Source organism: Rhodococcus sp. NPDC056743, assembly GCF_042790355.1.
Classification (GTDB): Bacteria; Actinomycetota; Actinomycetes; order Mycobacteriales; family Mycobacteriaceae; genus Rhodococcus_F.
Map to the genome: position 1 here is coordinate 130,126 of NZ_JBHTZI010000011.1, position 12,172 is coordinate 142,297.

A 12,172-nucleotide genomic window follows, 5' to 3' on the forward strand; every position below is an offset into this window, starting at 1 on the left:
ACCTACGACACCGTCGGCAACTCCACGTTGACGTGCTCCCCCTCTTCGAAGACTGCCGACGCCGGTCCCACGATCAGGGGATCCGGGATTCCCACAACCCGGTGATCCTTGTTGGGGTACTCGAAAGAGGCGAGCACGTGACGCATCGCTTCGAGCCGTGCACGTTTCTTGTCGTTGCTCTTGATCACCGTCCACGGAGCATCGCCGGTGTCCGTGTAGAAGAACATCGCTTCCTTGGCCTGGGTGTAGTCGTCCCACTTGTCCAGGGAGGCAAGGTCGGTGGGTGAAAGCTTCCACTGGCGCACCGGGTCGGTTCGACGCGCCGCGAACCGCGCCAACTGTTCCTCACGGCTCACCGAGAACCACAACTTGTGCAGGTGGATTCCGGAGTTGACGAGCATCCGCTCGAAGTCCGGTGCCTCCCGCATGAATTCGAGATATTGCGTCGGTGTGCAGTACCCCATCACCCGTTCGACGCCGGCGCGGTTGTACCACGACCTGTCCATCATCACGATTTCGCCGCCGCTCGGAAGATGCGCGACATACCGCTGGAAATACCACTGTGTGCGCTCGATGTCCGTCGGCTTCTCCAGAGCGACGACGCGCGCACCACGCGGGTTGAGATGTTCGGTGAACCGCTTGATGGAACCACCCTTGCCCGCCGCGTCTCGACCTTCGAAGATGATCAGAACCTTCTGACCGGTCTCTTTGACCCACAACTGCAGCTTGAGCAATTCGATCTGGAGTCGGCGCTTCTTCCGCTCGTACTCCCGTCGCGACATCTTCTTCTCGTACGGGTAGCCCTGCTTCCAGGCATCCGCGTATTCGGCGGGCTCCAGCCCACCGAGTTTGTCCGTCAGGTTCGCGATCTCGTCGATCTCGTGCGCGTAGTCCTCGGTCACGGAGATTCTGGTGCCGCTGACAGGCAGGTCTGGAACCCGGCCGTCGACACCGTTCGACTCAGGACTCATAAGTTGTGCGCTCCTTACCGTCGAGCATCCGGAATGCGAATTTTACGCTCTGATGTCCGGCCACGTACGATCTCTGCTGCATTTACCGCGAATGCGGAGCAACACAAGTTGCCCGTGGGCAGGCAACATGTCGCTGCCTCACGGCGCACTGGTGCCAGCACGGTACTTTGAATCGAGGCAACCACAGCGGTTGCCGATACCTGCATGAGAAGAGTTCTGAGGATATGCGCGTTGACGGACGGGACATCCCGGTAACGGGAAGCCTGCTGCCGCCGTTGCAACGCAGAACCAGCGACATCATGCGCGTCGTATTTGCTGCGGTCGTCCTTGGCGCTGTCATCGCAGGCTCACTGATCACACGCAGTCAGTGGGACGCCCTCGAGACCTCCGTGTCCAACATCGTCGGTGTTCTCTCCCCGAGCCTGTCCGACACGGTGTATCTGCTGTACGGCCTCGCCATCCTGGCTCTCCCGTTCGCCATTCTCATCGAACTGGTCGTCGGCAGACGGTGGAAGCTGTTTGCCGGATACGCCGCGGCGGCACTGTGCGCGCTGGTAGCGCTGTCCTTCACCGGAACGGGCCTCTCCGCCCCGAAATGGCACCTCGACGTGCCCGACCGCATCGACGCCACCTTCCTGTCCCAGTTCCTCGACGATCCCCGGTGGATCGCGATGCTTGCCGCCGTTCTGACCGTGTCCGGTCCGTGGCTGGCGAAGAAGTGGCGACGAGCCTGGTGGACTCTTCTTCTGCTGTTCGCTCCGATCCACCTCGTGGTCAGCGCGATCGTGCCGGCCCGGTCGATGCTCGGGTTGGCCGTCGGCTATCTCATCGGTGCCGTCATCGTGCTGCTCGTCGGCACACCCGCCCTCGAAGTTCCGCTCGACTCCGCAGTGCGCGTGCTGTCCAAACGCGGCTACCGTGTCACCGCTGTCCGCGTGGTCAGCCCGTCAGGTCTCGGCCCCCTCGTCCTGTCCGCAGCCGTCGACGAAGTCCCCGATGACGAACTTTGCGAGGACCTGACCGTCGAACTGTACGGACAGAATCAGCGCAGCAGCGGCGTGATCCGCCAGACCTTCCGCTGGATTTCCCTGCGCAATCGCGAAACTCCGCCGCGCCACGCGTCGCTCCGCCGTGCCGTCGAGCATCGCGCGTTGATGGGAATCGCCTTTGCCGACATCGGACTCGCCAGTTCCAAAGCGGTGGCGACCGCGCCACTCGATCGCGGCTGGGAAATGTATGCACGCCCCACTCCCCGGGGGATCCCGCTCGCCGTCGCTGCTCGGGATCAGAAGGCCGAGGATCTCGATGCGGACGGTCCGTCCACCAAACTTGTCGACACCCTGTGGCAGACCCTGCATACGACGCACGTTCATCAGATGGCTCACGGCGACCTCCGAGCATCCGAGATCCACGTCGACGGCGGCGGAGTCCTGTTCGGTGGCTACGCCTACTCCGAGTTCGGCGCCACCGATGTGCAGATGCAATCGGACAACGCGCAACTGCTCTTGACCACGGCCGCACTGTTCGGCGTCGAACGGGCCGTCGACGCGGCTATCCGGACTCAGGGCGCGGAAACAATTCTTGCCGCGTCCGGACGGTTGACAACCTCCGCAATGCCGAACCGAATCCGCAGGGGAATCCCCGATTCCACCCCGCTGATGACCGCGATTCGCGACGAAGTCGGTGCCAAGAACGGCATCGAGAAGATCGCCCCGGCACAGGTCACACGATTCAGCCGCAATCAGATCATCCAGTTGGTGCTTCTCATCGGCCTGGTCTACGTCGCCTACCCGTTCCTGACCCAGGTGCCGACGTTCCTTTCCGAACTCAAGACCGCCAACTGGTGGTGGGCACTCCTCGGACTCGGCGTCTCGGCACTGACCTACGTCGGCGCCGCCGCTGCTCTCTGGGCCTGTGCGTCGTCGATGGTCAGTTATCGACATCTTCTGATCATGCAGGTAGCCAACACGTTTGCCGCTACCACCACCCCCGCCGGCGTCGGCGGTCTGGCCCTGAGTGTGCGATTCCTCCAAAAAGGCGGACTCGGAACCGTCCGGGCCACTGCCGCGGTTGCGCTACAACAAACAGTTCAAGTAGTCACCCACGTGGGTCTGCTGATCTTCTTCTCCGTCGTTGCCGGCCGAGATACCAACCTGTCGCACTTCATCCCCGGAACGACGGTGCTGTCTCTGATCGGCGGCATTGCCCTGGGAATTCTGGGCGCCTTCATGTTCATCCCCAAACTGAGGCGCTGGCTCAACAACGACCTCAAGCCACAGATCACCGAAGTTCTCGGCGAGCTGAGCCAGTTGGCACGCAATCCCACCCGCTTCCTGATCATCGTCGGCGGAAGTGCCGCAACAACTCTCGGCGCGGCTCTGGCGCTGTGGGCAAGCGTCGAGGCATTCGGCGGAGGAACTACGTTCATCACCGTCACCATCGTGACCATGATCGGTGGAACGCTTGCATCGGCCGCTCCGACACCAGGCGGCGTCGGAGCCGTCGAGGCCGCTCTCATCGGCGGCCTGACGGCATTCGGACTCCCGATGAGCATTGCAGTTCCGTCGGTCCTCCTCTACCGCGTGCTGACCTGTTGGCTGCCCGTCTTCTGCGGTTGGCCCATCTTGCGTTGGCTACAGAAGAAAGACATGGTCTGACAAGCCACTACCTGCGAACGATGTGGGCTTGCAATGCTTTTCCGTCCTCGTCGATCCAGCCCTTACTGCTGGCGTAGTCGACCATCGCCGTGACATCTTCAGCGGCGTACTCGATCCGCCTTGTCAGAATGAAAGCGCGTGCACCTCGGACATAGCCGAAATCCTGAGCGCGCAACACCTCGTCGAGTTCACGCTCGGTCATGTCCGACGGCACTTCGACGTGGAAGTCTCGCGAGTTCCTCGCATCCTCGACGCTGACCCGGCCTTCCTCTACCGCGATGTACACGTCAGGCCTTGTCTGCGATCTCTTGGGCGTACTTTTTCGTCATGTGATCAACCGCGTCGAGTTGCGCCTTCGCATGTCCCTCACGGACCGCCCGTGCATGCTCTGCTGCGTCCAGCGTGGCCTGCGCCTGCCCCTGAAAATGGGGAAAGACCTCCTGCGCGAACAACTCTGCCGAACGACGCGTGTCCTGCGGATTCGCCCAGTCGTGTCCCATCTGCAGCATGCACCCGAATCCACCGGACTGATCCCACAGTCGCTGCACCTGACGCCGAGCCTGCTCCGGCGTGCCGATGACACCGATCCCGGCCTCGTTGACGAAATCGATCATCTCGTTCAACCGAGCACCGGAGACCGCCATCTGAGGGAAGGCAGCAACGTGTTGGAAGTAGTCGAACCACTCCTCGATTCCGTACTCCACCTGTTTGCGCGCTTCCGCTTCGGTCTCCGCGATATGGAACGGCCCAGCCAGGGACCACCGACGACGGTCCACCGTGGTGCCGTTGGCTTCTGCGCGCTCCTCCATGACGTTCCAGTGATGTGCCAGCGCATCGAAACCGTCGGCGGACAGGGTCGCACCGATGGACAGCAAACCCAGACCGTGCGTGCCGGCCAGGCGTGGCCCGGTCGGGGAAGCGACTGCGGCAACGGTGATTTCGATACCGTTCGCCGAATACGGGGCAAGTTGCAGCTTCGCGTCGAACAACTCGTGAGTGCGAGTTTTTGCCGAGACCGTCTCGCCGCGGAGAAGTCGAACGACGATGTCGAGGTTCTCCTGCAACAACTCTCGCGTGTCTGTCGGGTTGAGTCCGATCATCGCCGAGTCGGTGGGCAACGATCCGGGTCCGACGCCGAAGATCGTTCGACCGTGAGTCAGGTGGTCCAACTGCATGATTCGATCAGCTGCCCACAGGGGATTGTGATAAGACAGTGACGTCACGCCGGTTCCGAAACGAATTCGCGGTGCCCGCTGCGACGCCGCGGCAATCATGATTTCCGGTGATGCGATGATTTCGCTTCCGGCAGAGTGATGTTCACCGAACCACGCCTCGTCGTACCCTAACCGGTCGAGATGTTCGACCAGTTCGAGATCGCGCTGCAATGCTGCCGTCGGATTACGTCCTGGGACGTGAAACGGTGCCATGAAATACCCGAAACGAAGCCTGCTCATCGGTGTCTCCTCGTGCCGTTGGCCAATTCTTGGCCGTGCACACACAGGCTATCGAGCGAGTGACACCAGTCACAGTGCACGAAAGTGGATAAATTCAGGCCCGCCGATCGGCCAATTTGTGCTGGTAGACCAACTTCACGAACTCCGCGCGATTGCGCACGTGCAGAACGGCAAGGATCCGGCTGACATACTTTTTCACCGTATCGGGACTCAAGGACAAGATCACCGCGATCTCGTCGTTCGTATGGCCATCTGCCAGCAGTTCGGCAAGATCACGCTGGCGACGCGTCAACTTCTCCTGCCAACTCGGGTTGGACTGACCGGGCAAGGTCTGACACAGAAGTGACAATTGCCGACCCACAATTCCCAGACCCGCCACGTCGGTCGCCGACAGATCTTTGCCCTCGGAATCGAATATCCCGACCAATCCGTGAACGCCGTGAGCAAGCTGGAGGTGCATGACCGCCGCGCTGTGTAACCGCTTGCGATAGAGAAAATCACTGAGGTACGTCGCCGATTCCGATGGCACATCGGATAATTGAGTGTGGGTGATGGCCGGCGACGACATCAAGGTCGCCCGCGATTGCGCTGTCGCGAAGACGTCGTCGGGATACCACCGTGCTTGATACTCGTCGAGAATCGGAGTGATCCGACCGGTGGTCACCGGATTCGGATCAGCAAAGGCCGACGTGAACGTGGGCCCGACAAGGAAGGTGGTGTTGGGGCAGCGGTAGTGATCGTGCAGAGCCACCATGAGAAGGCTCTTGAGTTCGTCCAACGTCTTCGCAGGCGAACAGTAGTCGAGGATCGCAAAGACTCGGTCGTAGTCCGCTGCTGACAGAGCCACGTCACCGCCACTACCCACAACTACCACCTCACCAGAAATATGACCCGGATCACTCGACGAACAGCATAGGCACTGAGCTCGTCAAAACGGACAGGTTCGCCTCCCACCAGCACCGTTGATGCGAAAACTTGGACAACCGAGCCCGACTTCGACGAGCGCCTCTCGATTTATCGACAACTGTCGAAAAAAGCGTAAGGTGATTTCATCGCCCGCCGCCGCATCACATCTCGAGGCCCAGCGGAACGGGGAAACGAGAAAGGCACGTTCATGACCACCACCGCTCACGCCGCAGTTGTCCGGGGCACCGACTCCCCCTTCTCCTTCGAAGACGTTGTGCTCGACAATCTGCAGCCTGCCGAAATTCTCGTCAAGATCGTCGCGTCCGGTCTGTGCCACACCGACCTTGCCGTCGTTCACGGCGATCTCCCCGGCGTCTTCCCGATGGTTCTCGGCCACGAAGGTGCAGGCATCGTCGAGGAAATCGGGTCCGGCGTCACCGATCTGGCTGTCGGCGACCACGTGGCAGTGTCGTTTGCGTCCTGTGGCCATTGCCTCAACTGCCTCGCGGGACGTGAGGCCTACTGCGCCAAGTTCATGATGCTCAACATCGCCGGCGTCCGCGAAGACGGAACCGGCACCATGTCAGCGCCCGACGGCGGTGAGATGCACGGATCCTTCTTCGGCCAGTCCTCCTTCGCCACCCACGCCATCGTCGCAGCCCGCAACGCCGTGAAGATCTCCAAGGACGTACCCCTCGACATCGTCGGCCCGCTCGGCTGCGGAATCCAGACGGGCGCCGGAACAGTCCTCAACTCGCTGAACATCCCCGCCGGTTCCAGCATCGTCGTCAGCGGCACCGGTGCGGTCGGCCTCTCAGCCATCATGGGCGCCAAGGTTGCCGGAGCCACCACCATCATCGCGGTCGACGTACTCGACGAGCGACTCGAATTCGCCAAGCGACTCGGCGCAACACACGTCGTCAACGGCCGAACTGACGACGTCGTCGCCAGGATCATGGAGATCACCGACAGCGTCGGTGCGGCATATGCCGTTGACACGACAGCGATTCCGGCTGTTATCGAGAACGTCGTCAACGCCACCCGATTCGGCGCCGCCATCGCGCTGGTCGGTGTCGGCAAGCCCGGTGCGACCATCCCGCTCGGCCTGGTCTCCGGTGCGGGCAAGACTCTCATCGGCGCAGTCGAGGGTGATTCCGTGCCACAGATCTTCATCCCCGAACTCATCGCGATGTACCAGGCCGGCATGTTCCCGTTCGACGAACTCATCACCACCTACCCGTTCGATCAGATCGAGAAGGCGATTGCGGACACCCAGTCGGGCGTCGCGGTCAAGGCCGTTCTCACAATGCCATGATCGAACGCGCACCAGACCCCCGCAGCCTCCGCACGGTCGCGAACCTCCGCCATGCGCTGCGGGTGTCTCTGCGCGAGCACCCACTCGACGACATCAGTGTGAGCGAACTGTGCCGCCACGCCGACGTCCGGCGTACGACCTTCTACACGCACTATCCGAGCGTCGCTGATCTCCTCACCGAAATGCTGACCACGGACATCGATCGACTCCTGGATGTGCCAGGCACCACCGGAAAGTCCGTTGCACAGTTGGCGCAGGATTTCCAGGAGACCCTCGTGGCGGCCTTCCGGCTCGTGACAGACGAACGGCACAACTTCCGCGTCGGGTTCGACTCCGACGCGTCTGCGCCGCTTCGTCGCTCGCTTACTGCGATGTTCGCTCGACGGGTGGATATCGCCTTGGGCATCTGGCATGCCCAAGGCGCTGCTCTCGACACGGATCCAGTCGCCGCAGCAGCATTCGTCTCGGGCGGCCTCACCGCGTCGGTCGAGGCCTGGGCCGCATCCGACGAGACCGACGCCGAATGCTGGGCCAACAGTGTGCGCGACCAGATGCCACCGTGGTGGCCCCGAGATTAACCTTCGCGAAAGCGGACAAATAGGGCGCTCACCTGCAGCGCCTGAACCGATGGCGGATACTTTCCACCATGTCGGAGTCGGAAAAGCCTCAGAGCCAAAGCCAAGAATCGGTGCTCGAACGCCACGCTTCATGGATCGAGTTGTTCTTCGACCTTGTCGTTGTCGCAGGCATCGGACAACTCGCCCATCTACTCCACGGCGCGCCTAGCTGGTCGGACTTCGGCCTCTATGCCCTGCTCTACCTGGCATTCTGGACTGCGTGGGCGTGTTTCACGATGTACGGCAACGTCGCCGGGGATCGCGTGCGCATTCCGAGCATGTTGATCGCCATGTTCGGGTTAGCCGTGATGATGGCCGCTGTCGCGGGAATCCAAGAGAACCACGCCCTGGCCTTTGCCGTCGCGTACGTCGCCGTCCGGTTGTTGGCGGGCCGAGTCTGGCGCAACGGTCAGATCGTTGTGGACTGGCCCATCGCCCAGATGTCTCTGGGCGTCGTGCCGTGGATCATCTCCTTCTGGGTCGAGGGCGACGCACGGTACTGGCTGTGGGCGGTCGGCGTAACAATCGATCTGCTGATCATGTTCGTGGTATCCGGGTCCGCCATCATGGAGGACGCGCAGGAAAAACTGGACCGGGTCATCAGATTCCGCGGCAACAAAGACGATCGGATCCCCGAACTCGAAGCCCTGCACTCCGATCGGGCACACCTCGCCGAACGCCTCGGCCTGTACGTCATCATCGTGCTCGGCGAAGGTGTCATCCTGGTCATTTCCGCGGCGTCGAAACTGGTATGGGACTCGACGGTCGTCAGCCTGGCAGTCGGTTCCTTCGTTCTACTGGCCTCGATGTGGTCATTGTCCCTGCTGTACGGCAATGCCGGTGTCCCACACCTACGTTCCGGTACCTTCCCGGCGCGGATCGACATGGCACTGCACTGCTTCACCACCGGCGCCATCGCGGTACTGGTCGCCGGATTGGGCGCCGCCACCGAACACGGAGCCGAACACACGCCCACGAGTCTGCGGTGGCTGCTGTGCGGAAGCGTCGCAGCCTATTTCGGAATCAGCGCCGTTGCCGGACTGTTTGCCCGTTCCGATCCGCGGTGGCTCCTGGGGTGGGCGCTACCGTGCACCGCGATTCCCTTGATCGTCGGCTTTGCCGGCTCACACATGAGCGCAACATGGATCATCTGGGTGCTCGTCTTGACAGTGACCTGGCAGAACGGCTACGAATACGCGCAGGTGCGACGCACCCGCCGAACTGCTGTGCGCCTTTATCAACCGCCCGCGGTTAATAAAGGCGCACAGCAGAACTAGTGTCCTGACCGCTGCACCAACTTCTCGATTCCGTCGAGCAGAAGACCCAGCGAGAAACTGAAATCGAAAGCATCGTTGCCGGCTGCGTCACCCTCCGGACTGCCGTCCTCGAAGCCGCCCTCTTCGATTGCAGCACTGAGGTGGGGAAAGTCCTCACGATTGATGACCCGAGCGATGAGGGCGCCGTAAGCGACGTCGTCGTCGGCCGACTGCTCCGAGCGCGAAGCCAGGTCAGCCGAGAATCGAGCACGACCGATGACGAACAACGACACATTGGTCACCACCTGGAACTTCGACGCGGCACTCAGGGCGACACCGTCGAGAGCGCCAAGACCCGCGTCGAGCCACGCCATGTTGTTCGGCCCGGTCGGCGGGGCGGTGATGGGCAACTTGAGCCACCACGGCCGACTCAGCATCGTGGCGTACTCGTGGTTCGCCCACGCCTCGAGCTTGACGCGCCAGGTCGCGCCGTCGGGAATTACCGGCGGTGGGCCGATCACGCGATCCGAAATCAGTTCGATCAGTTCGTCTTTGCTCGCCACGTAGCGGTAGAGCGACATCGTCGTGAACCCAAGGGATTTGGCTACCCGGCCCATCGACAGTGCCGTGACGCCTTCGGCGTCGGCAAGCTCGATCGCGGTGTCGAGAATCTGCTCGAGGCTGAGCCCCTTCTTGGGACCCCGCGTTCCGGGCTGGTCCAGTCCCCAGGCCAGTTCAACTGCCCTCGGTAGCGCGCGATCCATACAACTCCCACTCTCCGCTCTTGCCATCATCCTAGAACTGTGTACGCTATAAACACGAGTTTATGTCATACACAGTTATCAACTGGAGGTTTCGATGCCAGCAATCTCGGTCCGCGGACTTCGCAAGCGCTACGGCGATCAGCAGGTCCTGGACGGACTCGATCTGTCGGTCCCGACTGGATCGGTGTACGCCCTCCTCGGAGCAAACGGCGCCGGAAAGACAACGGCCGTAAGAATTCTCACCACTCTCATCCCCTTCGACGGCGGCGAGGTCACCGTCGCCGGACACTCACTGCCCGGTGATCCCCAGAACGTTCGCCGACGCATCAGCGTCACCGGGCAGTACGCGGCTGTCGACACGCTCCTCACCGGATCCGAGAACCTGACCCTCCTGGGCGAGCTGAATCACCTGGGCCGGAAGAACTCCCGTCGACGCGCCGCAGAACTTCTCGACCAGTTCGACCTGACGGACTTCGGTGACAAGCGAGCCGGCGCCTACTCGGGCGGCATGCTCAGACGACTCGACATCGCGATGAGTCTCGTCGCGAAACCGGACGTCGTCTTTCTCGACGAACCCACCACCGGTCTGGACCCGCGAAGCCGCCACGAAATGTGGTCGATCGTTCGTGGCCTCACGGCATCCGGCGTCACGATCTTCCTCACCACCCAATACCTCGACGAGGCAGACGAATTGGCCGACACAGTCGGCGTGCTCAGCGGCGGCCGTCTGGTCGCGGAAGGAACCCCGGAAGAACTCAAACGTCTTGTTCCCGGAGGCCACGTCGCTCTGCAATTCGAGAACCTGGCTCAACTCGACCTCGCCGCGGCGTCACTTCCACAGGCGCACTCGAATGCCGAAACCTTGGCCCTGCACGTCCCGTCCGACGGGGCGGTGCCGTCGATCAAAGCCATCCTCGACTCGATCGACGACCCCTCGATCACCGTCGAGAAGTTCTCCGTTCACACCCCGGATCTGGACGACGTGTTCTTCGCACTCACCGGATCAGGCCAACCCGAGATTGCGAGCGTTCGATGAACTCCACCACGACAATCGATTCCTCGGTGATGCTGCGCCGAAATCTCAAACACGTTCTGCGCAGCCCTGATTCGATGATCACTGCGATAGCCCTTCCGGTCATGCTCATGCTGCTGTTCGTCTACGTCTTCGGCGGGGCCATCAACACCGGCACCGAATACATCGACTACGTCGTGCCAGGCATCATTCTGCTGTGTGCCGGTTTCGGTGCGTCGACCACCGCGGTCAGCGTCTCGAGTGACATGAAGGACGGGATCATCGACCGCTTCCGGACCCTGGCGATCTCTCCGTCCTCCGTCCTGACCGGACACGTTCTCGCCAGTGTCGTCCGCAACGTACTGACTACGGCGATCGTTATCGTCGTCGCTCTGATCATGGGATTTCGGCCGACCAGCGATCCGTTGCGCTGGGTCGGCGTCGCCGCGGTCATCATTGCCTTCGTATTCGCCATGTCGTACCTCTCGACAGCCCTGGGGCTCCTGGCCCAGAACCCGGAGGCAGCAAGCGGATTCACCTTCGCCATCATGTTCCTGCCCTACGTCAGCACTGCTTTCGTGCCGGCCGAGACCATGCCGTCGTGGCTGCAGGGGTTTGCGCGGCACCAGCCGGTGACCCCGATCATCGAGACGGTGCGCGGACTCTTGATGGGCACACCGATCGGGAACAGCGCCGTCATCGCGCTCGCGTGGTGCGCGGGCATCGCCGCTGCGGGATTTGTGTGGTCGAACTGGCTCTACCGACGAAAGACGGCGCGCTGACCACACAAGAAAGCCCCACACCTGACGGTGCGGGGCTCTCCTGCTGCACAGTGAATTACTTGGCGTCCAGCAGATCGATCACGAAGACCAAGGTCTTGCCGGAAAGCTGGTGTCCTGCACCGGCGGGGCCGTATGCCAGCTCTGGCGGGATGGTGAGCTGACGGCGTCCGCCGACCTTCATGCCAGGGATTCCGTCCTGCCAGCCCTTGATCAGGCCGCGAAGCGGGAACTGAATGGACTCGCCGCGGCTCCAGGAAGAGTCGAACTCTTCACCGGATTCGAACTCGACACCGACGTAGTGAACGTCGACGGTGCCACCGGGAACGGCTTCGGCGCCTTCTCCGACAACCAGGTCCTTGACGACCAGGTCGGTCGGCGCGGGGCCTTCCTGGAACTCGATTACGGGCTTGCTACTCATGATGTCCTCCTCGTTGAGGC

Annotated in this window: 12 protein-coding genes; 6 read left to right on the forward strand and 6 right to left on the reverse strand. The window is 62.0% G+C overall.

Annotated elements, in window-relative coordinates:
• Nucleotides 1–2: 2 nt before the first annotated feature.
• Complete coding sequence (gene ppk2 / locus ACFRFQ_RS24935; protein WP_378663681.1) at nucleotides 3–971, reverse strand: polyphosphate kinase 2; 969 nt, start codon at nucleotides 969–971, stop codon at nucleotides 3–5.
• Nucleotides 972–1,195: 224 nt separating this feature from the next.
• Between ppk2 and ACFRFQ_RS24940 the strand changes: the two genes are divergently transcribed.
• Nucleotides 1,196–3,628, forward strand: coding sequence for a YbhN family protein (locus ACFRFQ_RS24940; RefSeq protein ID WP_378663683.1), 2,433 nt, complete (start codon nucleotides 1,196–1,198; stop codon nucleotides 3,626–3,628).
• A 7-nt stretch (nucleotides 3,629–3,635) separates the two neighbouring features.
• On the opposite strand, the gene ACFRFQ_RS24945 is transcribed toward ACFRFQ_RS24940, so the two are convergent.
• The 3 genes from ACFRFQ_RS24945 to ACFRFQ_RS24955 all read right to left on the reverse strand — a co-directional run bounded on the left by ACFRFQ_RS24945 (nucleotide 3,636) and on the right by ACFRFQ_RS24955 (nucleotide 5,929).
• Entirely contained in the window at nucleotides 3,636–3,914 is a 279-nt protein-coding gene (locus ACFRFQ_RS24945; RefSeq protein WP_378663686.1) for a hypothetical protein, read from the reverse strand.
• Nucleotide 3,915: 1 nt separating this feature from the next.
• Nucleotides 3,916–5,082 (reverse strand): LLM class flavin-dependent oxidoreductase, encoded by a 1,167-nt coding sequence (locus ACFRFQ_RS24950; protein ID WP_378663688.1) that lies wholly within the window; start codon nucleotides 5,080–5,082, stop codon nucleotides 3,916–3,918.
• A gap of 94 nt (nucleotides 5,083–5,176) precedes the next feature.
• Nucleotides 5,177–5,929, reverse strand: a complete 753-nt coding sequence (locus tag ACFRFQ_RS24955; RefSeq protein ID WP_378663691.1) for a response regulator transcription factor — start codon at nucleotides 5,927–5,929, stop codon at nucleotides 5,177–5,179.
• A gap of 267 nt (nucleotides 5,930–6,196) precedes the next feature.
• On the opposite strand from ACFRFQ_RS24955, the gene ACFRFQ_RS24960 reads away from it, so the two are divergent.
• From ACFRFQ_RS24960 to ACFRFQ_RS24970, 3 genes are all read left to right on the forward strand, one after another.
• Nucleotides 6,197–7,303, forward strand: a complete 1,107-nt coding sequence (locus tag ACFRFQ_RS24960; RefSeq protein ID WP_378663693.1) for an NAD(P)-dependent alcohol dehydrogenase — start codon at nucleotides 6,197–6,199, stop codon at nucleotides 7,301–7,303.
• Nucleotides 7,300–7,881 (forward strand): TetR/AcrR family transcriptional regulator, encoded by a 582-nt coding sequence (locus ACFRFQ_RS24965; RefSeq protein WP_378663696.1) that lies wholly within the window; start codon nucleotides 7,300–7,302, stop codon nucleotides 7,879–7,881. Before ACFRFQ_RS24960 ends, ACFRFQ_RS24965 begins: the two co-directional genes overlap by 4 nt.
• A 68-nt stretch (nucleotides 7,882–7,949) precedes the next feature.
• On the forward strand, nucleotides 7,950–9,197 hold the full coding sequence (locus ACFRFQ_RS24970) for a low temperature requirement protein A (RefSeq protein WP_378663699.1): 1,248 nt from the start codon (nucleotides 7,950–7,952) through the stop codon (nucleotides 9,195–9,197).
• Here the strand turns inward: ACFRFQ_RS24970 and ACFRFQ_RS24975 are convergent.
• Nucleotides 9,194–9,940 carry a TetR/AcrR family transcriptional regulator gene (locus tag ACFRFQ_RS24975; RefSeq protein WP_378663702.1) on the reverse strand — a complete coding sequence of 249 codons (747 nt, stop codon included), beginning with the start codon at nucleotides 9,938–9,940 and terminating at the stop codon, nucleotides 9,194–9,196. The two genes, ACFRFQ_RS24970 and ACFRFQ_RS24975, sit on opposite strands and share 4 nt — an antisense overlap.
• A 94-nt stretch (nucleotides 9,941–10,034) precedes the next feature.
• On the opposite strand from ACFRFQ_RS24975, the gene ACFRFQ_RS24980 reads away from it, so the two are divergent.
• Nucleotides 10,035–10,976, forward strand: coding sequence for an ATP-binding cassette domain-containing protein (locus ACFRFQ_RS24980; protein WP_378663705.1), 942 nt, complete (start codon nucleotides 10,035–10,037; stop codon nucleotides 10,974–10,976).
• Complete coding sequence (locus tag ACFRFQ_RS24985; RefSeq protein WP_378663708.1) at nucleotides 10,973–11,734, forward strand: ABC transporter permease; 762 nt, start codon at nucleotides 10,973–10,975, stop codon at nucleotides 11,732–11,734. Before ACFRFQ_RS24980 ends, ACFRFQ_RS24985 begins: the two co-directional genes overlap by 4 nt.
• A gap of 55 nt (nucleotides 11,735–11,789) precedes the next feature.
• On the opposite strand, the gene ACFRFQ_RS24990 is transcribed toward ACFRFQ_RS24985, so the two are convergent.
• Nucleotides 11,790–12,152 carry an FKBP-type peptidyl-prolyl cis-trans isomerase gene (locus ACFRFQ_RS24990; protein WP_378663711.1) on the reverse strand — a complete coding sequence of 121 codons (363 nt, stop codon included), beginning with the start codon at nucleotides 12,150–12,152 and terminating at the stop codon, nucleotides 11,790–11,792.
• Nucleotides 12,153–12,172 lie beyond the last annotated feature (20 nt).